The organism is Bacteroides sp. 44_46 (assembly GCF_001915465.1).
In the GTDB taxonomy this organism is placed as follows: Bacteria; Bacteroidota; Bacteroidia; order Bacteroidales; family Bacteroidaceae; genus Bacteroides; species Bacteroides clarus.
This window is the reverse complement of sequence record NZ_MNQO01000020.1, coordinates 96614-118861: the sequence shown is the minus strand read 5'-3', so window position 1 is coordinate 118861 and position 22248 is coordinate 96614. Positions and strand designations below refer to the sequence as shown.

Annotated in this window: 16 protein-coding genes; 8 read left to right on the top strand and 8 right to left on the bottom strand. The window is 52.6% G+C overall.

Going from position 1 to position 22248, the window contains the following annotated elements:
- Positions 1–245: 245 nt before the first annotated feature.
- Both BHV73_RS12980 and BHV73_RS12975 read right to left on the bottom strand, forming a co-directional pair.
- On the bottom strand, positions 246–2843 hold the full coding sequence (locus tag BHV73_RS12980) for a DUF3987 domain-containing protein (RefSeq protein ID WP_286738504.1): 2598 nt from the start codon (positions 2841–2843) through the stop codon (positions 246–248).
- Positions 2844–3067: 224 nt separating this feature from the next.
- A complete protein-coding gene (locus tag BHV73_RS12975) occupies positions 3068–3229 on the bottom strand; it encodes a hypothetical protein (RefSeq protein ID WP_009121228.1) in 162 nt (53 codons plus the stop codon).
- Positions 3230–3421: 192 nt separating this feature from the next.
- On the opposite strand from BHV73_RS12975, the gene BHV73_RS12970 reads away from it, so the two are divergent.
- The 4 genes from BHV73_RS12970 (at position 3422) to BHV73_RS12955 (ending at position 9953) form a co-directional block, all read left to right on the top strand.
- Complete coding sequence (locus tag BHV73_RS12970) at positions 3422–5704, top strand: sensor histidine kinase (protein WP_286738503.1); 2283 nt, start codon at positions 3422–3424, stop codon at positions 5702–5704.
- A 162-nt stretch (positions 5705–5866) separates the two neighbouring features.
- The gene (locus tag BHV73_RS12965) at positions 5867–9061 is read left to right on the top strand and encodes a TonB-dependent receptor (protein WP_286738502.1); all 3195 of its coding nucleotides are present in this window, start codon (positions 5867–5869) and stop codon (positions 9059–9061) included.
- A 225-nt stretch (positions 9062–9286) separates the two neighbouring features.
- Positions 9287–9538, top strand: a complete 252-nt coding sequence (locus BHV73_RS12960) for a hypothetical protein (RefSeq protein WP_087411823.1) — start codon at positions 9287–9289, stop codon at positions 9536–9538.
- Between the two features lies 1 nt (position 9539).
- The gene (locus BHV73_RS12955; protein ID WP_286738705.1) at positions 9540–9953 is read left to right on the top strand and encodes a type II toxin-antitoxin system VapC family toxin; all 414 of its coding nucleotides are present in this window, start codon (positions 9540–9542) and stop codon (positions 9951–9953) included.
- A gap of 57 nt (positions 9954–10010) precedes the next feature.
- Here BHV73_RS12955 and BHV73_RS12950 read toward each other — a convergent pair whose 3' ends face one another.
- The 5 genes from BHV73_RS12950 to BHV73_RS12930 form a co-directional block, all read right to left on the bottom strand.
- A complete protein-coding gene (locus BHV73_RS12950) occupies positions 10011–11123 on the bottom strand; it encodes an endonuclease/exonuclease/phosphatase family protein (protein WP_286738501.1) in 1113 nt (370 codons plus the stop codon).
- Between the two features lie 81 nt (positions 11124–11204).
- Complete coding sequence (locus tag BHV73_RS12945; protein WP_286738499.1) at positions 11205–12161, bottom strand: D-2-hydroxyacid dehydrogenase; 957 nt, start codon at positions 12159–12161, stop codon at positions 11205–11207.
- 18 nt (positions 12162–12179) lie between these two features.
- Positions 12180–13475, bottom strand: coding sequence for a replication-associated recombination protein A (locus BHV73_RS12940; protein ID WP_286738498.1), 1296 nt, complete (start codon positions 13473–13475; stop codon positions 12180–12182).
- A gap of 29 nt (positions 13476–13504) precedes the next feature.
- Positions 13505–13867 (bottom strand): four helix bundle protein, encoded by a 363-nt coding sequence (locus tag BHV73_RS12935; protein WP_087411827.1) that lies wholly within the window; start codon positions 13865–13867, stop codon positions 13505–13507.
- A 39-nt stretch (positions 13868–13906) separates the two neighbouring features.
- Complete coding sequence (locus BHV73_RS12930; RefSeq protein WP_087411828.1) at positions 13907–16492, bottom strand: DUF5686 and carboxypeptidase-like regulatory domain-containing protein; 2586 nt, start codon at positions 16490–16492, stop codon at positions 13907–13909.
- A 259-nt stretch (positions 16493–16751) separates the two neighbouring features.
- On the opposite strand from BHV73_RS12930, the gene BHV73_RS12925 reads away from it, so the two are divergent.
- Positions 16752–17336: a porin family protein gene (locus BHV73_RS12925; RefSeq protein WP_022218035.1), complete on the top strand. Its 585-nt coding sequence runs from the start codon at positions 16752–16754 to the stop codon at positions 17334–17336.
- A 226-nt stretch (positions 17337–17562) separates the two neighbouring features.
- Here the strand turns inward: BHV73_RS12925 and BHV73_RS12920 are convergent, their stop codons facing one another.
- Positions 17563–18657 carry a UDP-N-acetyl glucosamine 2-epimerase gene (locus BHV73_RS12920; protein WP_087411829.1) on the bottom strand — a complete coding sequence of 365 codons (1095 nt, stop codon included), beginning with the start codon at positions 18655–18657 and terminating at the stop codon, positions 17563–17565.
- Positions 18658–18736: 79 nt separating this feature from the next.
- On the opposite strand from BHV73_RS12920, the gene BHV73_RS12915 reads away from it, so the two are divergent.
- The 3 genes from BHV73_RS12915 (at position 18737) to BHV73_RS12905 (ending at position 22218) form a co-directional block, all read left to right on the top strand.
- The gene (locus BHV73_RS12915; RefSeq protein WP_009121217.1) at positions 18737–19372 is read left to right on the top strand and encodes a trimeric intracellular cation channel family protein; all 636 of its coding nucleotides are present in this window, start codon (positions 18737–18739) and stop codon (positions 19370–19372) included.
- Positions 19373–19719: 347 nt separating this feature from the next.
- Positions 19720–20223 carry an RNA polymerase sigma factor gene (locus BHV73_RS12910; RefSeq protein WP_005653557.1) on the top strand — a complete coding sequence of 168 codons (504 nt, stop codon included), beginning with the start codon at positions 19720–19722 and terminating at the stop codon, positions 20221–20223.
- Positions 20224–20442: 219 nt separating this feature from the next.
- On the top strand, positions 20443–22218 hold the full coding sequence (locus tag BHV73_RS12905) for a hydroxymethylglutaryl-CoA lyase-like TIM-barrel protein (RefSeq protein WP_087411830.1): 1776 nt from the start codon (positions 20443–20445) through the stop codon (positions 22216–22218).
- Positions 22219–22248 lie beyond the last annotated feature (30 nt).

Sequence of the window (22248 nt, the reverse complement as noted above, 5' to 3'; positions counted from 1 at the left end):
TTTATATAACAGAGTTATACGCAAGCCGGACGTGGAGAGTCTCACTTATTACTCGTTCTTGTGAAAATTTACCAGACTTTCGTAGGAGTGACGAATAATAAAATGATTTTCTCCAAATCAAGAAAAACACATCTTCTCACAACGCCGGGAGAAGACCGGGACAAAGATAAACATTTTTCCGGTTGCCCGTACGAAATGGGGAGATATTGTTTGGGTTCATTTTTGGGGTCACTTCCTTATTGACCCTATTTCCCCCGCCTTTTATTCCTTTTTCTATACTTATCTCCTTGCTTTACAATGAGTTCCTGTTCCAAGCCTTTCTTGAGAATACGCTTGGCGGTGGAGAGGGAAATGCCGAGATTTTGGGCGGCGAAGGTGAAGTCACTGTAAGAAAAAGAGCGTGGCAAGTCGGCCAGTATCTGGTCGAACTGGTGGAAGTGCCGCATGAGGACGGGCTGTCGTCCGGTGTCGGGCAGTGTGGTTCCCAGCAGCAGACTGTGTTCAAGGATTGTGGCTACAATCTGCATGGCGGCGTTGAAATCGGCATCGGTGCAGGCATACTCTTTGGCGTAGCGGTAATCGTCCCATTTGCGGAAAATGGTAAGGATGGATGCCAGGCGCATGGCAAGCAGTCCGTGACGGAATACAATGCTGCTGGGATATTCGCGTCCCTCTACCAAAGCGGATTTGAGCCACAGTGAGAACTGTTGCGTGTGGCGTTCCCACTGTTCGGAGGTAAAGGTGACGAGGGTGGGAGAGTCCAGCAACAACTTGTGCATATCGAACAGCTTCTGCCCCAGTGCGCGGAAGTGCGCGCGCAGGTCTACACGTCCTTCGCCGGGGGAGCAGGTTTCCCAATGCAGGCTGAGCTGACGGGTGTAGATGAGGAAGCGGCTGTACAGACCGTTTTCGTGTGAATGGAAGAAGTTGATGAACTGCTCCTGTGTGCCCGATATGGCGAGTGCAAGGTGAGGATGAGGTACGACTATCGGGTCGCCGTCTGCCTTGTACGACTGCGAGATTTCTTCGTGGTGGGCGGCTTTGCAGAGGATGTCCTCGTATTTGCCGTAGTCTTGGGTGAGCGAAGAAATGAGGGTGTTGATTTCGGTAGACGCCATGTGGCAACCGAGTTCGCCATTGGTGGCAAGCTGTTCCAGCAGGCGGCTTTTACTGGTGGTGGCAGAGGTTTTCAGATACTTGCCTTTGGGTTCTTCCGGCTTCTTGTCGGTGTCGGGAGAGCGGTGCTCACGTTGGGCTTGATGCAGTTCGTTGTCCCAATCGGCCTGTGCTTTCTCGAAAGCTTTTTTCTGTTGGCGGCGTTCGTCGTCATAGTGCTCCTGAGTGGCGTCGAGCAGGCTGATGATAAAGGCCAGTACGCCTTTTCCCGCTCCGGCGGCGGCTATCAGGGCAAGGTAGAAATGCGGCGAATAGAGGGCGTTCTTATAGAAGAAGCTGACGTGTGGGAAGAGGGCTCCGCAACAGCTCAGGCAGCCCAGCAGTACGATGTCCCGTTCGCGCAGGTCGCCGGAGTACTTTACGCACTCTTTGAGCAGTGCGGGCAGTCCGTCGTAAACGCTGTCGGGAATGTAGGGAGAACTGGCGCGCAGTTCGTTGTTTTTCTCCAACAAATCCGCGTCTTCGAGAGCTTCATCGGGCGGCTCGGAGGGGTCATATAGAACCTGACCCCTATTTTGAACCCTGTTGTGCTCTTCCGTTTTTTGCGGAAGTGATTCAATGAACTGATAACCAGCGGTTATGCGTTGACGGATGTCCTCGGCTGTAAAATCGGTCGCAGAGTAGCGGCAGGTGAAGATACGGGTGATTTCTTCCAGCTCTTCTTTTGAAAATCCTTTACTGCGTGCCACACGTCCGAGCTTCAGCGCAAGGTAGTTCCGTTCGCCTCGGCGGAAAGGGTTGCGGTGCTCGAAGTCGTTGAGGAATTGGGCGAGGAAACCGGGAGCGGCATCGGGGGTGGAAGGAGTGGCGGAGTTAGAAGCAGTGTTGGAAGCAGTGTTGGAAACGGTGTTCGGGGCAGAGGCGGAAACTGAGGCGGAAGCTGCTGCCGTACCTGCGTCTGTTGTATCTGCGTTCGTACCTGTTCCTGCATTTGCAACTCCTGTTGTATCTGTTCCTGCTGTATCTGTTCCTGTTCTTGTTTCCGATGTCCTTGTTCCTGTTCCCGAACTCCTATTTCCTACATTCCCGTTCCCTGCAATCTCCTTTTCCGCAACTCCCCCTTCCGGGCTCGTCATTTCCTCTCCCCACTGCATCCGGAACGTTTCCGCACCGGGGTTGTAATACGCGTCGGCATCCCACGAGTAGAAGCTGGGCTGCGTCAGTATCTTGCACTTGGAGTCGTAATCGTGTCCGGCATGGCGGCTCACGGCTTCTCCTACGGCGGCGTACAACCGCTCATAGTTCCGTTCCACATCCCCGGCGGCCACGAGCGCGAATGCGCGCACCCCGTTGTGCGAGAAACTCATGTGCGCCACCACCACGTAAGGCAGTTGCCGCAGCAGGCCGCACACTTCGGCGGTGCGCGCTCCGGTGTGGTCCATGTCTATTTGCAGCAGTCCGCTGTGCCTGACGAGGTTCTTTACCGCATGTCCGCCGCTGCACACGCCGGCGGGTACGATGCAGGGCATCCTGTCCTTTACGGCCTGCGCTTCGGCTTCATGTCCCGGCAGGGCTGCGAGGCGCATATACTCCTCTACGCGTGCCTTGAACATATCGCTGCGCACATTGTTTACATACTGTCGAAGGCTGATGATCCGTGATGTTTTACTTCGGACGGAGCCGAATTCGGAGATTTCTATCTCTCCCTCTGTACATGTAGTTACCATGTCTTTGTTTTATAGGATGAGTACTGATTGAAGCAGGCTGTCTCCGATGCATGCAAAGCGCGGTCGGAAGACAGCCTGTTCAACGTTTGTTACCACAAAGTTACTGAAAATAAAACGGACGCTTTTTCCTGCCTATACACTTTGCGCCACCTATTCCGGTGTGTCCCAACACATTGCATTTGTGTAAATGTATAAACATACTTATGGGGGATATTTGTACTTTATTAACGGTTCAGCGCCCTTTCCCGTTCCTTTTCCCGCTGCGCCAGCTTTCTTTCGTAAGCCTTAATCAGTTTCTCACATCCCTTTACTATCCGCTTCAACGTGTGGTAGGCTTCATCGCTTACTTCGTAGTTTTCGTCGGTAACGATTTTAATACACTCCATGGCTTTTCTTACTCGATTCAGATGTGCCCATCCTTCTTTTTTTTAGTTTCCATAATGATTCATATAATGTTTTACCTTAAAAAATAAAGGCGGCAAAGATATTCTAAATTTCCTGAAAAATAATCATGCCGACAGCCTTTTATATCGGATATATATCCGTATCTTTGCATGTAGAACAGACGAACAAACGAAATGAAAATAAAGACAATAGCTGCCTTGCTATCGTGCTGGGTAGTTCTGCTCTGCCTGCCGGGATGCGGGCGCAAGCCTCATGCCGGGCGGTATAAGATAGCTCTTGTCCACTCCTACGAAGCCGGCTATCCGGATGCCGGACGCACCCGGGAAATGCTGAGTGACGCGCTGGCCGGGCACGGCATCTCCTGCGACTTCCGCGAATACTTCCTGGACTGCGACGACCTGCTGCCCGCTAAAGAAGAAGAGCGCTGCTCGGACTTCATCGACGACTTCACCCGCTGGGGCGCCCGCCTCGTGGCGGTGCTGGACGACCAGGCGCTCTACTCGCTCATGGCCTGCGGCAATCCCCGCCTGCACGACCTGCCCGTGGTGTTCGGCGGCGTAAACTATCCCAACCGCAAGCTGCTGGAACGCTATCCCAACGTGACGGGCTACGCCGACGCTCCCGACTACCTGAACACCGTACGCATGGTGGAGCGCATCATGGGCAAGTCCCGCGTGTGCGTGATAAACCGCAACAGCGTACTCGACCGCTTCATCTGGAACGACCTCACCGGGCAGCTCCGCGGGAAAGGCTACGAAATCTACTGCGGACAGATAGGCATGCACGTGTCCGTCCACCGGGGGCTGAGCAGCGCCCTGCCGCCCGTAGCGTCCGGCATGAGCGGGGAGAACGAACGGTTCGACACCACCGCCATCGTCCGGCTGAACGGCGACTCGCTCTCGCTCACCCAGATGGCGTGGACGGGGCACGGCCACCGCACGCTCTGCCTTTTCACCAGACGGGAATTCATAGCCGTGCACTCCGCCAACTTCTTCCACAACCCCTGCTTTGAAACTGTGAACGAGGGCTTCGGTACGTCGGACTACGCCCTGGGCGGCTACTTCGCTCCTCTCGAAACGCAACTGGACGACATGGCGCAGGGCATCGCCGAACGTCTCCGCGGCGCGACGCCCGACAGGCAGGTGCGGTATTGCGCCAAGCGGTACGTTGTAAACTGGCACGTGCTGCAACGCTACGGCATCCCCCTGAGCCGCATCCCCAAGGAGTACACCGTGATGTACATCCCCTTTACGGAACGCTATCATTACACCTTATTATATATAGCCGCCCTTTCGGGGCTTCTCCTGCTGCTGCTCATCGCCTTTCTTATCCGCAGCCTCTCCGTGGAGCGCAGGCGCAAGCGTGAGGCGCAGCACTCCCTGCGCTACGAGCACGAAACGCTGACGCTTGCCATCAGCGGCAGCTCCACCTACGTGTGGCGCCTGGAAGGCGAGGGGATTATCTGCGACCCGCACTTCTACGACCTTATCCGCCACCCGCGCGAGCGCATCACGCTGGACGAGATAATACACTTCCTGCATCCCGCCGACCGCGAGCGTTTCTACCGCGGCTACCGTGCCTCGGAGAACGTGCATACCCATAAGGGGCACTACCGCTTCGACTTCACCGGCGGGGGCTACGAATGGTGGGAACTGCGTTACAGCACGCTGCCCGCTACCGTGTCGGGCGGCAAATACATCATTACGGGACTGTTGCAGAACATCCAGGACGTCAAAGACCATGAAGAGGAACTGATACAGGCGCGCCGTCTGGCGGAGCGTGCCGAGCTGAAACAGTCGTTCCTGAACAACATGAGCCACGAGATACGCACGCCCCTCAACGCCATAGCGGGCTTCGCCAATCTGCTGGTGTACGACCCGGAGCTGTCCGAAACGGAGAAGCGGGAGTATGCCGGCATCATCGACACCAACACCAAACTGCTGCTGAAACTGGTGGACGACGTGCTGCAACTCTCGCGCATGGAAACCGCCAACATGTCTTTCGACCTGCGCCGAGAAAGCGTACGCTGCCTGCTCGAAGCGATTTACCGGACACACAGCGTACTGATAAAACCGCCGCTGGAGTTCATCGCGGATTTCCCGGCAGAGGACGCCTTCGTGCACGCAGACCGCATGCGGCTGACGCAGGTCCTCACGAACTTTCTGAACAACGCCGGCAAATTCACGTCCGAAGGCCATATCAGGCTGGGATACGTCCGCCTGCCCGCCACCCGCGAAGTGGGCATCTACGTGGAAGACACCGGGATAGGTATTCCGCAAGAGGAACGGGAGATGATTTTCGCCCGCTTCTACAAGCGCAGCGAGTTCTCGCAAGGCGTGGGACTGGGGCTGCCCATCTGCAAAGTCATTGTGGAACGGCTGGGCGGACGCATCGAAGTAAAATCGCAAGTGGGGCGGGGAAGCCGGTTTACGGTGGTGCTGCCTTGCGCGGAATAGTCATATATACCTTTTTTCCGATGACATATACCGTATTTACATACCTGCTGACGCTATTCTTAAAAAATGTAGCAGAAATGTAATGCAAGTACATATTATTTTGCTTATCTTTGCCAATGTTTTCAGAAATATAACATTTTACGAAACTAATTAAAAACAATTATGTTAAAAAGACTAAGACTTATTTTTACGCTGATGCTGGTTCTGGCAGCTGCGGGCGTAAATGCGCAGGTTACCACTTCCGCCATCAGCGGCAAGGTGACCGACGAACAGAATGAAACAGTGATCGGAGCGACGATTGTTGCTGTTCATGAGCCCTCTGGTACACAGTACGGCGCCATCACCAACGTGGACGGACGCTATACCATTCAGGGTATGCGTACGGGCGGCCCGTACAAGCTTACAGTGTCTTATGTAGGTTATCAGAGCGCGGCGTTTACCGGCATCATGCTGGAATTGGGTAACACTTACACACAGAACGTAAAACTGCACCCCAGCTCGGAGTTGCTGGATGAAGTGGTAGTCGTAGCCGACGCCAAGACCAAAAGCGGCGCTGCCACCAACTTCTCCGCAAACGCCATCGAGAATACCCCGACCGTAGACCGCAACATCTACGACATCGTGAAGAACAGCCCGCTGGCCATGACTTCCAAAAACGGCGGTATCACGTTTGTTGGCTCCAACAACCGCTACAACAGCTTCCAAATCGACGGTACGGTAGCCAACGACGTATTCGGCCTCTCTGCCGGCGGTACGAACGGCGCTCAGACAGGCGCCAATCCCATCTCCATGGACGCCATTCAGGAAATTCAGGTGGTGGTAGCCCCCTACGACGTCCGCCAGAGCGGATTTACGGGCGGCGGCATCAACGCCATCACCAAGCAGGGTACGAACGAAACTCACGGTTCGGCTTACACCTATTTCAACAACCAGAACATGTATGGCAAGTATAGCGCCGTACGCGGCTACGAGAAGTCGCCGATGTCTCAGCAGTTCGACCGTACTTACGGCGGTACGCTGGGCGGCGCCATCATCAAGAACAAACTGTTCTACTTCGTCAGCGCGGAAGGCAAGAAGAACAGCTATCCTTCAAGCACTTACCCGGGCTATACCTCTAACTATATCACCAGCGCCACCGCCAAGCAGATTGCCGACCAGTACAAGAATCTGACCGGTATCGAAGAGGCTTACGGCGAACGTGACATCGAACAGAAATCTTTCGGCCTCTTGGCGCGTGTGGACTGGAACATCAGCGAAAAGCATAAACTCGCCGTACGCTACCAGCACAACAACTCTTATAAAGATGTGTACGGAGCCAACTCCACCACTTACTACTTCGGCAACAGCGGTTACCGCATGAACAACAAGATGAATTCGGTAGTGGCCGAGTTGAACTCCCGCCTGAGCGATAACCTCTACAACGAGCTTCGTGCATCGGGCACGTTCGTTCGCGACTTCCGCGATACGGAATATGCAGGCCCTTGTGTGCAAATCAGCAATGTGGTAGGCGGTGACGGTGAAACGAAGATTACAGCCAACATCGGTACGGAATTCTCTTCCGGCGCCAACAGACTGGATCAGGATGTATACAGCTTCGAGGACAACCTCTCCTGGTATCTCGGCAACCATACCCTGACTTTCGGTACTCACAATGAAATCTACAAAATCAGCAACTTGTTTATCCAGGCTTCGGAAGGCGCGTGGTACTACAACTCTTTGGATTACTTCCTGCAAGACAAGCCTTACAAGTTTACGTATAAGTATAGCGACCCCGACATGACAGGCGGTGACTTGAAATACGCCCCTGTAATGAAAGCCGGACAGTTCGGTTTCTACGCTCAGGACAAGTGGGTGGTGTCGAGAGACTTCAACTTCACTTACGGTATCCGTTTCGATATTCCCCTGCTGTTCAACAAACCTACCGTAAACTCCGCTTTCAATGACTTCGCTGCCGAACGCAACATGGGTGTGCGCGTAGGCGAGACTCCGAGCGCCAAGCTGATGGTTTCACCGCGTGTAGGCTTCAGCTGGTACACCGACGAGGAGCATCGCACGCTTATCCGCGGCGGTGTGGGTATCTTTACCGGACGTGTACCGTTCGTATGGCTCAGCAACTCGTTCAACAATACGGGTATGGAGCAGAAGGGTACTACTCTCCAGCCTAAGGACGCGTCGGGCAAGAACGATACCAACGAGGCTCCTTCACTGGGCGAATACAAGGATAATCCGCTGTCTGCCGCCACGGGTAGCATGAAGCAGGATATCGTGACTACCGACAAGAAGTTCAAGTATCCGCAAGTGTTGCGTGCCAATCTGGCTTGGGAGCAATTCCTGCCGGGTAACGTGAAAATGACTCTTGAGGGTGTTTACTCCAAGACCATGAACAACGTGTTCTTTGAAAACCTCGCTCTGGTGGAAAACGGACAGGTGTACGCCGTTCCGGGTGTAGAGGCTTCCGCTTCTCCCGCTTATAAGGTGCAGGCCGGTGATTATTACTCCATCATCAACCTGAAGAATACGAACAAGGGTTACAGCTACGCTCTTTCAGCCTTGCTGGAGAAACACTTCGGATTCGGTCTCGACATGTCGGCTTCTTATACGTTCGGACACTCCAAGTCTGTGAACGACGGTACTTCTTCCGTAGCTTACTCCAACTGGAAGTACAACTACTCCCGTGATACCAACAGCGGCAACGAACTCGGTTTCTCCAAATTCGATATTCCGCACCGTGTAATGGCTCAGGTAGCTTACACCACTCCGAAATACTGGAACAACTGGATGAGTACTTCTATCTCTGTCATCTACAACGGATTCTCCGGAAACCGTTACAGCCTGACCATGAACGAAACGTCCGACTTCAACGGCGACGGACAAAAGGGTAACTCCCTGCTGTACATCCCGACCGACGAAGAACTGAACAAGATGGAATTTGTGGATGCTACAAACAAGAAGGGAGAAGTGACCATGACCGCCGAAGAGAGCCGCCAGGCTTTCAAACAGTGGATTGAGGACGACGCTTACGCCAAGAACCACCGCGGACAGTATGCCGAACGTAACTCCAACCTCACCAAGTGGGAGCACGAAATCAATCTCCACCTGGCTCAAACCATCTATAATCCTAAGGGTTTGGGTAAGCTGGAATTTACTTTCGACATCATCAACTTCGCCAATATGCTGAATAAGAAGTGGGGAGCAACCTACGGCTCGCTCTACAACCTCTCACCGATTTCCGTTACGAAACTGACAACGGTAAACGGCCAGACCACTCCTAACTATATCTACAACAAGTCTGAAATCACCAAGAGCGATGTTTCTTCACGCTGGCACGCTCAGGTAGGTGTCCGCTTGACGTTCTAAGGATATTTTATTTTATGTTTATTTTTATGGTAGAGCTGTTCCGGGAGACCGGGGCGGCTCTATCTTTTTTTAGTTGTAGCTTGAGCGTAAGAGGAAATACGGTATGGCAGAGTAGGATGGTATTTTGATTTTGTTCGCGATTTATTTGTATAGGTATAATTAATCAGTTACTTTTGTTTTATCCTGTCGGATGAATAGAAAACGAATGGCTAAAAACAGAATGGTATGGATGATGCATTGAAAATAACCGATACGTATTGGGAAATGTTGAAATCGTTGAGTGATGATATAAAATTGCGTTTGGCTACACGCCTTACGGCTTCTGTTGTGGCCGGTAAAGTTACCCATAGGGATAAGACGCAAGATATGATAGAAAAACATATGGGTAAATGGAAAGATGAACGCAGTACGGACAAAATCATAAAGGATATGTATGAAGGCCGGAAAAGCGTAAAGGCTCCATTGAATTTTGATTGAGATGGATAGGGTACCTAAATATTTGCTCGACAGTAATATTTGCATTTATATCCTTAGAGGTCAAAAAGGAATGTGTGAACAGTTGCGGAGAGTTGGCTGGCATAATTGTTGCATTTCGGAAATGACCGTTGCGGAACTGTTGTATGGTGCGGAATGCAGTAATTCCGTAGCGGAAAATATAAAAGAGGTATTATCCTTTTGTGCGGATATGGAAGTCATTCCTATCGCTGTCGCCGTATCTGAATATGCTTCTCAGAAAGCAAGGCTGAGAAGGAAAGGTACTTTAATTGATGATATAGACCTTTTTATTGGTGCTACGGCTGTTGCTATTGATGCTGTCATGGTGACGGAAAATGTAAAGCATCTTGATAGAGTGGAGAATATCCGAATTGAAAATTGGGCTTCTGAAAAGTAATTGTTTGTACGTTCTTCTTTTGATGTTTTCCTTTCTTTAGTGGTAATCTTTTGTTTTTTAACGCTTCACCGTGAATATCACCGGATTGTGGTCGCTGCATAAATCCAGATCGGGAGAGTAGTAGTCGATGCATTCCAGTTCGGGTGAATGGAAGGCGTAGTCGATACGCAGCATGCGCTTGCCGTAACGGTAGGTGTACATATAGCCGTGTCCGCCCGTCTTGAAGCCGTCTTCGAGGAATCCGGAGAGCCGGCGGTAGGTGTAGGATGAGGGTAGGGAGTTGAAGTCGCCGCACACCAGTATGGGGTGAGGGGCGGCAATGGCGAGGTGACAGATACTGTCGGTTTGGGCGGCACGTTTCACGAAGTTTTCATGCAGGGTTTCCGCCGCGTCCTGTACGGCTTGCGCTTCACGGCGGGTATTGTCGGTGGTGAGTTCGCGTTCCCATTTTTTACGGTTCCGGCTGACGCCGGTAGTTTGCAGGTGGTTGTTCAGCAGACGGATGGTGTCCGTACCCGCAACGATGTCGCACAGCATGCTGCAATTGGAGCTGTGGGGGTAGGTGATGAAGCGTCCGCCGGTGAGCGGGTAGCGGCTGAATACGGCGATGGGGAGAAGGCCGCGGATGGAGTCGTCTGCGGGGATAAGGGCGTATTGCCAGTGGGAAAGGGCGCGACGCAGGCTGTCTGCCGTGAAGTGTTCGTTTCCGCCGAATTCCTGAAAGCAGAGTACATCGACGTGCTGTTGCCGCATGTACCTGGCTATCTCTTTGCAGGAGTAGCCGGTGATTTCGTTTCCGAAGTTATGAACGTTGTAGGTGGCTACGGTGAGGTAACCGCCGGGTTTGCCCTGGCGGTTCGGTGCCGATGCCGTGGCGGGTATGTCACGGGCGGAACCGAACCGGATAACGGCCGTGAGGTACTCCCAATTGAAGAAGAAAGCTATCAGCGTGACGAACGCCCATTTCTTGCGTGCCACTGCCCAGCAGAGGGAGACAATCAGGCAGGAGACCAGCAATACCGGTACGGCAAGTCCCAGCAAGGGCATGACGGTGGAGCTTTCCGGATGGTAATGTCCGGAACGGGACGCGAGGATGGTGACGGCGGCCAGCACGAATGTGGCGGCTGTCAGTATCAGATGAAACAGGCTTTTGACGGCGGCTTTTCCCATGGTCGGCACCGGTGACTTATAAGGGCGTCGGAAGCTCCGGAGACGGGACTGCCGGAGCTTTGACGCTTACTCTTCTGTCGGTTATTTTATTACTGAATTAATCGGTTTTCCGTCTAAGAAGGCTTTTACATTATCCAGCATGATTTGCATGAGGCGTTCGCGGGCGGCGGCGCTTGCCCAGGCGATGTGCGGGGTGATGTAACAGTTTCTGGCGGTGAGCAGCGGGTTGTCGGCACGGGGCGGCTCTTGCGAGAGTACGTCCAGCCCGGCGGCGAAGATGGTGCCGTTGTTCAGGGCATCGGCAAGGTCTTGCTCGTTGATAAGCGGGCCGCGTCCGGTGTTGATGAGAATCGCGTTGGGCTTCATCTGTTTCAGGCGGACGGCGTTAATCAGTTCGCGGGTGGAGTCGGTGAGGGGGCAGTGCAGGCTGATGATGTCGCAGTTGGCAAAGAGTTCGTCGAGCTCCGTTTTCTTGATTTCGGGGGGAAGCTGGAAAGGCGATTTGGATGTGTACGCATGTACTTCCATGCCGAAGCCGATGGCGATGCGGGCGGTGTTGTAACCGGTTTGTCCGAGGCCGATGATACCGATTTTCTTACCGCGCAGTTCGATGAGCGGAGTGTCCCAGAAGCAGAAATCGGGACTGTCGCTCCAACGGCCTTTGCGTATCTCGTCGGTGTAGTGCTGCACCTGCTGGGCGATGTTGAGGATGTGCGCGAAGACCATTTGCGCGACGGACGGGGTGCTGTATGCCGGGATATTGGTAACGATGATGCCCCGCTCTTTGGCAGCGGCGGTATCGACGATGTTGTATCCGGTGGCAAGTACGCCGATGTATTTCAGGTCGGGCAGGGATGCGATGGTCGCCGCATCGAGCACGACTTTGTTCGTCAGCAGGATATCTGCTCCGGCTGCACGTTCAAGTACTTCGGTGGGGGCGGTACGTTCGTAAATGGTACATTCGCCCAGGCTTTTCAGTTCGTCCCAGGAGAGGTCTCCGGGGTTGGCGGCGTAGCCGTCTAATGCTATTATTTTCATGGGGTTATAAGTTATGAGTTATGAGTTATGAGTTATGGGGGTGGGGGTGTCATTTCGCTTTCCCCACAAACTGTCCATCCTTTCCTTATGCTTCTGTTCGGCGGGATTGTCCTGAGGATGCCAGATGCGGCGGTCTTTCAGGTCGTCGGGCAGGAACTGCTGGCGGACGAAATTGCCGGGATAGTCGTGGGCGTATTTATAGTTGCCGCCGTAACCGAGCTGTTTCATCAGTTTGGTGGGGGCGTTGCGCAGGTGCAGGGGAACGGGCAGGTTGCCTGTCTGCCGCACCAGTTCGAGGGCGTCGTTGATGGCCATGTAGGCGGAGTTGCTCTTGGGACTGGTGGCGAGGTAGATGGTAGTCTCCGCCAACGGGATGCGTCCTTCAGGCCAGCCTACTTTCATGATGGTGTCGAAGCAGGCATTGGCCAGCAGCAGGGCGTTGGGGTTCGCCAGTCCGATGTCCTCGGAAGCGGAAATGACGAGACGGCGGGCTATGAAAGCGGGGTCTTCACCGCCCTCTACCATGCGTGCCAGCCAGTAGATGGCTCCGTCGGGGTCGCTGCCGCGGATGGACTTGATGAAGGCGGAGATGATGTCGTAGTGCATCTCTCCGTCTTTGTCGTAGGCGAGGGGGTTCTGCTGAAGGCGCTCGGTCACCATCTCGTCGGTAATGACAACGGGGTCGCCGGCTTCGGACTGCACGACGAGGTCGAGGATATTAAGCAGTTTGCGGGCATCGCCGCCACTGTAACGGAGCATGGCGGTTGTCTCCTTGAGCTCTATCCGGCGCTCTTTCAGCTGGACATCCGTGGTTATGGCGCGCCGGAGCAGTTCCAGCAGGTCGTCTTTCTCCAGTGATTTCAGTACGTAGAGCTGGCAACGGGAGAGCAGCGGACGGATTACCTCGAACGAGGGGTTCTCCGTGGTAGCGCCTATCAGCGTCACCGTTCCCTGTTCCACAGCGCCGAGCAGGGAGTCTTGCTGCGACTTGCTGAAACGGTGTATTTCATCGATGAACAGTATCGGGCTTGCCTGCGAGAAGAAGCGGTTGTTCTTGGCGCGGTCTATCACGTCGCGTACGTCCTTTACGCCGCTGGTCACAGCGCTGAGGGTGTAGAACGGAGTTTCCAGCTTGTTGGCTATAATCTGTGCAAGCGTCGTCTTGCCCACTCCCGGCGGGCCCCATAGGATGAACGAGGAGATGCGTCCCGCATCAATCATCTTGCGCAGTACCGCTCCTTGTCCTACCAGATGTTTCTGACCGATGTACTCGTCTAATGTCTTTGGCCTAAGCCGTTCTGCTAATGGTTGCATGGTATGAGTTATGAGTTATAAGTTATGAGTTATTTGGTTGGATGGGATTTCTTGGAAGTTATGATGGTAGAGGTTATCATTTTATGTAGTTCGTTGCAATCTTGGTATAAAGAGTCATATTGCTTCGGGTCGATATATTGGGTTCTTTTCAATAGTTCAAGCCAATATAGGGTTTCTGCACACTCTTTTTGGGCAATGGCATGTTTATGAATGAAATCGGCTGTGGACTCTGCATATATCCCTTCACTGATGTTTGCTCCAATAGAGGTGCCGCTCCGTAATATCTGTTTCGCCATAACCTTTTCCTGCTTTTTATCATTCAGAAAATGATATAGATTGACAATGCGTATCGCAAAATCCATGGCTTTCTCTTTCAATATACTTTCCTTCATATCCCCCCCAAATAACTCATAACTTATAACTCATAACTCCTAAAATATCATCAATATCATAAACCTCACTCCGCCTTTCTTCACGCCGGGAATGTCGGTGTAGGTGAGGCGGCGCACATATTCTATGTGCAGCAGCTTGAAGATGTTGTAGATACCTACGCTGGCTTCGACGTAGGGGGTATTGCTCATGATATGGCTGGTGGGCATGCCATCGCGCATCGGGAAGAGGAAGAGGTCGGGGTTGCCGCTTTTGTACGGGTTGTTCTTGTCCGTCAGTGTGCCCCACATGCCTCGGATGCGGAACATCTCTCTCCACTTCAGCTTCTTGATGAGGGGGATGCGGTTGAAGAGCTTTCCGTTCATGTCGTAGCTGAGGGCGAGTGAGGCGTAGCGGTCGTTCAGGAACTCCATGTTGTTGATGAGGTTGAACGATTCGTTGTTCTGGGTGATGTACGAGAGGTTCGCCATCGGCAGGTTCAGCAACGGGAAGGGCACGGTGTTCCATTGCGCGCCGGCACGGGCGGTGACGTCCAGCTTACCCCACGAACCGAACCAGAAACGTTTGCGGATGCTGGCTTCCGTAAGGTTGAAGTTGTATTCGCCCCCAAGCACGCCTTTCAGGCCGACGGTGTGAGAGAGGGTGAACGTGGGCGCATCCAGCGATACGGGTACACGGCGCTGCTTGGTGTTGACGAACGTCTCACCGGGGGCGTAACGTAGCGTCAGTCCCAGCTCGGTGGTGGTGACGTCGTGCACCAGGGTGTTCTTCTCGTCCCATTCGCCGGGGGTGGAGCCGTTGTTCTTCCAGTATTGCAGCATACCGGCGGGCTGGTCGTTGCGGTGGCGCGCCATTGCCTTGACGGAGAAGCCGGATTGGGTTTCGAGCTCGTAGGTCAGGGTGGCGTCGCGCATGTACGACATCTGGTCTACGGTAGTCCATTTCCAGCCGACGAACATATTGTCCTTGTCCGTGGCCAGGTACTTGTCCATGGGAGACATCACGTCGTAGGTGTACTGGAAGGCGAGGTAATGCTTGGGGAACTCCCAAAGGACGTACTCGCGCTTGTTGAAAGAGTAGGCGGCCTGTCCGGAGTAGAACCATTTCTTGTCGCGCGTACCGTAGGCTCCGTAACCGCTGAAGCTCCAGTGCGGATGCAGGTTGCCGGTGGTCATGCCGCTGAGACGGAAACGGGTGCCGTTCACGTAGTTGCTGGTAATCATGGTGTTGATGGGACCGAAGTCGAACTTGCTGGGATGCTTCTTGCTGCCCGTCTCCACGAAGTTCTCGATGAGCGCCTTTGCACCGAATATGACGTATTTGAAGCCCGGTATCTGTTCGATGCGGTTCATGAACACGTCCATGGAGCTCTCTTTCTTGGTGAGCGGCACCTGGCGTACTTTAGCCCAGTATTCGTCGCTTTTGGCAAGCATGTTGGCTTCTTTGATGACGTTTCCTTTCAGGCGGAACAGGCGGGGTTCTATCTCATCGAATTTGTAGTCGCTGTACTTGGTGGTGCGCTGCACTTCCAGGCCTTGTATGCCTTTCATCAGGGCGAGCTCCACGGTCATGTCGTCGTCGGTGAGTACCCAGTTGCCGTCGGGCAGTTGCTCGAACTGCTGCACGATGTCGAGGTTCTCCACGAAGTTGACGCCTGTCTTCTTGGGCAGGTTCATGATGGCTTTCTTTACGGCGTAGGTGGAGTCTTTCACCACGTACAGGTGTCCGGTGAAGCCGAAGTCCTGCGAGTTCTGGGGCACGAAGGTGAGGTGCACGCATTCCTGCTTGTCCACCATGAGGGTGTCCATCAGGTAGAACTTATAGAAGCTGATGGCTCCGCGTCCGATAGGGCTGACGAAGCGGCGTTGCAGCAGGCGGATATCGTCGTCGTAGATGTTGACGTCGGAGAACACGTCGGTGAGGATGGTGCCCAGCATATCGCCCGTATTGAAGAATTCTTCGATACCGTTGGAGTTCATTCCCTCGATGATGGTTTTCTCGCTCTTGGGACTTTTGCGGTAGATGGTCTTGGAAGCCGTCTCCTTGATGGAGATGGGCAGAATCATCTTGTTGGTCTTGGGCGACACTTCCACCTGGTCTTTGAAGAAAGAGAATTTCTTGTAGATGCCTTTCTCCATTTTCTCCGGCGTGACGTCGTTGATGGACATCTTCATCTTCTCGTATTTCTGGTACTGGTAGTAGTCGTTCTCCTCGAGCTTCAGGGCTTTCTTGTTCTCGATGACCTTCTTCATGAACTCCACGGCGGGGTTGTTCTTGCGCGAGTACTTCTCTTTCTTGGGCTTGACGACGACTTCGGAAAGCATCACGTCGGCGGGTGTCAGCTTTACGTTGAGTACTTTCGTGCCGGGGGCGAACTTCACTTTCTTGGTGATGTAGCCTATGGCGGAGAAGGTCAGTTCATCCCAGCCTTTACGTGTCTCCACCTGGTATTCTCCGTCAGCGTTGGAGATGCCGCCTACGCCTTTTCCTTCGTATTGTACGGTGATATACATCAGCGGTTCGTGGGTGAGGGAGTCCGTTATAACGCCTCTTATCTGTGCTGATGCGCCGGCAGAGGCGAATAGTAAAAGCAAGAGGATGAGGGTAATGCTATATATTCGTTTCATACGTTTCATAATCAAGCCGCAAAGTTAACAATTTACTGTTAATCAAGAAGCAAATATATTTTAAAGAATGAGAGGGATGTTTAAGAGGGTGAGGCCGCCGTTCGGGCGTTTTCTCACTTTATTTCCCCCTCTTGTTTGTTAATATTGACAGAATAGAACGGGATTTGCCCAGGATAGTGACGATGGGGCGAATCGGCGTTTTGAGTTTTTTATACAATTGAATACATTTGTCTTATCAAATCACAAAATATATTGTATTATGAAAAAGTTATTTGTATTGGTTTTGGTTGCAATGGTGTCTACTGTAACCTTTGCGCAAATCTCTTGGAATGCGAAAGCAGGTATTAATATGAGTAAATTGACCGGTGGCGAGGGGGCCGACATGAAAGTGGGCTATCAGCTGGGTGTGGGCATGGAATATGCTTTTACCGATATGTGGTCTGTCCAGCCGTCGTTGATGATTGTGGGTAACGGAGCCAAATTTGATTACGGTGGCGGAGAGTCCGAAAAGTTCAAACCTACCTATTTGCAGATTCCTATCATGGCGGCAGGCCGTTTTCCGGTGACTGAAAGCATAAACATCGTCGGTAAGGTGGGTCCGTATCTGGGCTTTGGTCTGGGCGGCAAATGCGACGGCGAAAAGATTTTCAAATACGACGAGGATACCGGTGAAGGCTGGGACGCCAAACGCTTCGACTTCGGTTTGGGCTTCGGCGTGGGCGCCGAATTCGGCAAGTACCTGGTCGGCCTGGACTTCCTGTTCGGTCTGACGGAAGTGATGGATTGGGGCAAAGATTCTCCGAAGAATATGTCTATCGCTCTCTCGGTAGGTTACAAATTCTGATTACAGAAACATAATAACAGACTGACTTAAACTATTTTTCTTTTATTGTACTGTGTTTAGTGTGGGTATGGCAGCTAATGACCATACCCTTTTTTATATACCAAAAATCGCCTCGTAAAACAAGCGGATTCGTCTTACGGGGCGAAATAATCCGTCTTGCGGAATGGATAAATTCATCTCACGGGATGAGCCGGCTCATGTGGCGGGATGATTTTCCGGACGATTTCTATATTTTCTCTCCGTTTATCAGCGTCTGTACGATGCGCTCGGCGGTACGTCCGTCCCAGCGGTCGGGCAGGGTGGTGTGCTTCCATTCGCCGTGCAGCAGCTTGTCGAGGGCGGCGGAGAGGGCGAAGGAGTTCTCGCCTACGAGTTCGTTGGTTCCGATGCGCCAGGTTTCGGGATGCTCGGCGTAGGTGTTGAGCGTGATGCAGGGCACGTCGAGGAAGGTGGCTTCTTCGGCTATGTTGCCGGAGTCGGTCACGATGCCTTTGGCCTGGTTGATGAGGAAGCCGAAGTGCAGGTAGCTCTGGGGCGGCAGGATGTGCAGCCGGGGCATGTCGAGCCCCAATGACTTGATGGCGCGCTCCACGTACGGATGCACGGGGGCTACGATGGGCATGTCGCCTGCTTTCCCGGCCAGCGTCTGCATCAGGGAGCCGAGCACGGCTTTCTTTTCCAGCAGGTCGTGGCGGTTCAGGGTGAGCAGGAGATAGCCGCCCTTGCGCAGTCCGAGGCTGGAGAACCAGAGCGGCTGTACAAGGCGGTGGCGGTTGTAGCGGATGGTATCGATGAGGATATTGCCTACGTAATGGATGTATTCGGGTATCATGCCTTCTTGGTTGAGGTTGCGGTTGGCTACCATGCCGGCGGTGAAGAGATAGTCGGAGATGGCGTCTACAATCGTACGGTTGACCTCACGCGGCATATTCATGTCGAACGAGCGGGTTCCGGCTATGACGTGCGCCACTTTCAGCCCGCGCTTCTTGGCTACGATGGCGCAACTCATGGTGGCGGTCATGTCGTCCACCACGAGCACCACCCGGGCGGGGTGTTCGTTGAGCTCCTGCTCGAAGGCCAGCATGATGGCGGCCGCCACTTGGGAGTGGTCGCGTCCGCCGATGCCCAGGTAGGCGTCGGGCTTGCGCATGGCAAGGTCGGAGAAGAGCGAGGCGTCCAGGGTGGTGTCGTCCTGTGCTCCGGTGTACACTATGCGGTAGGAGATGTTCTTGCCTGCCTCTCTGGCTGCGTCGATGGCGCGGCAGAGGGGGGCGATCTTCATAAAGTTGGGACGTGCGCCCGATACGATGGTTATTTTCATTGCCGATATAAATTGATGAGACAAAAATACACTTTCTTAGGGAAATTATTTGTTACTTTGCAGAAAAAGAAATGCCCTCATGCCAACATTTGTTCAGATACTCGACTTCATTGGTACATTCGCTTTCGCCATCAGCGGCATACGGCTGGCTTCGGCGAAACGTTTCGACTGGTTCGGAGCCTATGTGGTGGGCTTCGTGACGGCCATCGGCGGCGGTACGATACGCGACCTGCTGCTGGATGTGACCCCCGGCTGGATGACCGACCCCATTTATCTGATATGTACCGGACTGGCGTTGCTGTGGGTCATCTTCTTCGGAAAGCATCTTATCCATCTGCACAATACGTTCTTTATATTCGACACAATCGGTCTGGCGCTGTTTACGGTGGTGGGCGTGGGCAAGAGCCTTGCGCTGGGCTATCCTTTTTGGGTGGCCATCATCATGGGCAGCATTACCGGAGCGGCGGGCGGCGTGATACGCGATGTCTTTATCAACGAGATACCGCTCATATTCCGTAAGGAGATTTATGCGATGGCGTGTGTGGTGGGCGGTACGGTGTATTGGCTTTGCGAACTTGCCGGCATGCAGTCTTACGGCTGTCAGGTGATAGGCGGAATATCCGTGTTCATCACCCGTATTCTGGCTGTGAAATATAAGATTTGTCTGCCCATACTGTCGGGCAACGACGGAGAGGAGCAAGGGAAAGAAAATTGACTTCGCCCGTTTTTCTCCGATAGATGTGTCTGCCTGTAATGATGTTCCGCTTTCATTACAGGCAGACACATTTTAATTATTCCCTCTGATGCGCCCTTTCCGTAGACATCTTTTTGTTTATCTTATGGTAATAATTGTCATAAATCAGCGGTGAAATTGTACTTCCTGCTGAATTTCAGCCGCTTCGCTTCACCCGAAAACTGTCAAAATAGGGGGTGAAATCTGTCAAATGATAGTTTTCACCCCAAAGAATACCCGTATTTCATCCCTCAAGACTTGGAAACTTCCGTATACTTGCAATCACTAAACCGAAACGAATATTAACCATTTAAAAAAATTAGCAAAGTATGAACACTTACAGTTTTAGAAAAGATTTACTTGCCGTGCAAGAAGAACTGCTTCGCTTTGCATACAAATTGACGGCCGATCGGGAAGAAGCGAATGATTTGTTGCAGGAGACCTCTCTTAAAGCCTTGGATAATGAGGATAAATATGAACCTGATACCAACTTTAAAGGTTGGATGTATACCATTATGCGTAACATCTTTATAAATAACTACCGGAAGATAGTTCGTGAACAGACTTTCGTAGACCAGACCGATAATCTGTATCATCTGAGCATGCCGCAGGATTCCGGCTTCGCCAGCACCGAAGGCGCCTACGACCTGAAAGAAATGCACCGCATCGTCAATTCATTGCCACGTGATTATAAAGTACCCTTCTCCATGCATGTCTCCGGATTTAAATACCGCGAAATAGCCGAACGCCTCGGACTCCCCCTCGGAACAGTAAAAAGCCGCATCTTCTTTACAAGACAGAAATTACAGGAAGAGTTGAAAGACTTCATTTAGTAAATTGAGAATTGAGAATTAAAAATTGAGAAATAGGCTGCGCGATGTTCGTTCTCTATTTCTCAATTTTTAATTCTCAATTCTCAATTTACCAAATGATATAAAACATATCTTTTGAGTGAATAATTATGGGGTTATTTTGACTATATGTCAGAATAATCCTTTATATTTGTATGTATCAAGTTAACCGAGTGACCAAATAGCTAATTACCTATTACAATGAAAAAAGAAATCAAATTCAGTCTTGTTTACCGCGATATGTGGCAGTCGTCCGGTAAATACCAGCCGCGAGTAGACCAGTTGGTACGTATCGCACCGTTGATAATCGAAATGGGCTGCTTTGCACGTGTCGAGACCAACGGCGGAGCTTTCGAGCAAGTGAACCTTCTCTATGGTGAGAACCCTAACAAGGCAGTCCGCGCCTTTACCAAGCCTTTCAACGATGCGGGCATACAGACCCACATGCTCGACCGCGGACTGAATGCGCTGCGTATGTATCCCGTTCCCGCCGATGTGCGCCGGCTGATGTACAAGGTGAAGCATGCGCAAGGCGTGGATATCACCCGTATCTTCTGCGGACTGAATGAAACGCGCAACATCATCCCTTCCATCCGCTATGCGCTCGAAGCGGGCATGATACCGCAGGCAACGCTCTGTATCACTCATTCGCCCGTACATACGGTGGAGTACTACGCCCGTATAGCCGACAAACTTATTGAGGCGGGAGCGCCCGAAATCTGCTTGAAGGACATGGCGGGCATCGGCCGTCCGGGTATGCTGGGCGAACTGACGAAAGCCATCAAGGAGAAACATCCCGACGTGCTGATACAGTATCACGGCCATAGCGGACCGGGGCTTTCAATGGCTTCCATCCTCGAGGTATGCGAAAACGGAGCCGATATCATAGATGTGGCCATGGAACCCATGTCGTGGGGAAAGGTGCATCCGGACGTTATTTCCGTACAGGCCATGCTGCGCGACAAGGGTTTCCGGGTGCCCGACATCAATATGAAGGCCTATATGAAAGCGCGCGCCATGACGCAGGAGTTCATAGACGACTTCCTCGGTTATTTTATGGACCCCACCAACAAGCATATGTCGTCCCTGCTCTTGAAGTGCGGGCTTCCGGGCGGTATGATGGGCTCCATGATGGCGGACTTGAAAGGTGTACATTCCGGCATCAACATGATACTGAAAGGCAAGAACCAGCCCGAACTCAGCATAGACGACCTGCTGGTGATGCTTTTCGACGAAGTGGAATATGTATGGCCTAAGCTGGGCTATCCGCCTTTGGTAACTCCGTTCAGCCAGTACGTGAAGAACGTGGCGCTGATGAACGTAATGCAACTGGTGAAAGGAGAAGAACGCTGGACGATGATCGATAATCATACCTGGGACATGATTCTGGGCAAGAGCGGACGTCTGCCGGGTGAGCTGGCTCCCGAAATCATAGAGCTTGCCAAGTCCAAAGGTTACGAGTTTGTCGACACAGACCCGCAATCCAACTATCCGGACGCTTTGGACGATTACCGCAAGGAAATGGACGAGAACGGCTGGGAATATGGTGAGGATGATGAGGAGCTTTTTGAACTGGCTATGCACGACCGCCAATACCGCGATTATAAGTCGGGTGTTGCCAAGAAACGTTTCCGTGATGAGTTGGAGCGTGTAAAGGATGCTTCTATGGCAAAGAGCGGATACTCGGAAGAGGAGATAAAGAAGCTGAAACGCGCCAAAGCAGACCCCGTTATTGCGCCGTCCAAGGGGCAGGTGCTTTGGGAAGTTTCCGTGGAAGGTCCGTCTTCGGCGCCGTTTATCGGGCGTAAGTATCAGCACGACGAGGTGTTCTGCTATCTCTCTACGCCGTGGGGCGAGTACGAAAAGGTAATGACCGGATTTACAGGCCGTGTTGTCGAAGTATGTGCCCGGCAGGGCGCTAACGTCAATAAGGGAGACGTGATAGCGTACATCCAGCGAAGCGATATCTTCGCGTAGCGGTTGTTATTCGGAACGGAGCGAGGAATC

Coding starts and splice junctions, on each gene's coding strand:
- BHV73_RS12980 (WP_286738504.1), bottom strand. CDS start 2,843: ATGGTAACTACATGTACAGAGGGAGAGATAGAAATCTCCGAATTCGGC.
- BHV73_RS12975 (WP_009121228.1), bottom strand. CDS start 3,229: ATGGAGTGTATTAAAATCGTTACCGACGAAAACTACGAAGTAAGCGAT.
- BHV73_RS12970 (WP_286738503.1), top strand. CDS start 3,422: ATGAAAATAAAGACAATAGCTGCCTTGCTATCGTGCTGGGTAGTTCTG.
- BHV73_RS12965 (WP_286738502.1), top strand. CDS start 5,867: ATGTTAAAAAGACTAAGACTTATTTTTACGCTGATGCTGGTTCTGGCA.
- BHV73_RS12960 (WP_087411823.1), top strand. CDS start 9,287: ATGGATGATGCATTGAAAATAACCGATACGTATTGGGAAATGTTGAAA.
- BHV73_RS12955 (WP_286738705.1), top strand. CDS start 9,540: ATGGATAGGGTACCTAAATATTTGCTCGACAGTAATATTTGCATTTAT.
- BHV73_RS12950 (WP_286738501.1), bottom strand. CDS start 11,123: ATGGGAAAAGCCGCCGTCAAAAGCCTGTTTCATCTGATACTGACAGCC.
- BHV73_RS12945 (WP_286738499.1), bottom strand. CDS start 12,161: ATGAAAATAATAGCATTAGACGGCTACGCCGCCAACCCCGGAGACCTC.
- BHV73_RS12940 (WP_286738498.1), bottom strand. CDS start 13,475: ATGCAACCATTAGCAGAACGGCTTAGGCCAAAGACATTAGACGAGTAC.
- BHV73_RS12935 (WP_087411827.1), bottom strand. CDS start 13,867: ATGAAGGAAAGTATATTGAAAGAGAAAGCCATGGATTTTGCGATACGC.
- BHV73_RS12930 (WP_087411828.1), bottom strand. CDS start 16,492: ATGAAACGAATATATAGCATTACCCTCATCCTCTTGCTTTTACTATTC.
- BHV73_RS12925 (WP_022218035.1), top strand. CDS start 16,752: ATGAAAAAGTTATTTGTATTGGTTTTGGTTGCAATGGTGTCTACTGTA.
- BHV73_RS12920 (WP_087411829.1), bottom strand. CDS start 18,657: ATGAAAATAACCATCGTATCGGGCGCACGTCCCAACTTTATGAAGATC.
- BHV73_RS12915 (WP_009121217.1), top strand. CDS start 18,737: ATGCCAACATTTGTTCAGATACTCGACTTCATTGGTACATTCGCTTTC.
- BHV73_RS12910 (WP_005653557.1), top strand. CDS start 19,720: ATGAACACTTACAGTTTTAGAAAAGATTTACTTGCCGTGCAAGAAGAA.
- BHV73_RS12905 (WP_087411830.1), top strand. CDS start 20,443: ATGAAAAAAGAAATCAAATTCAGTCTTGTTTACCGCGATATGTGGCAG.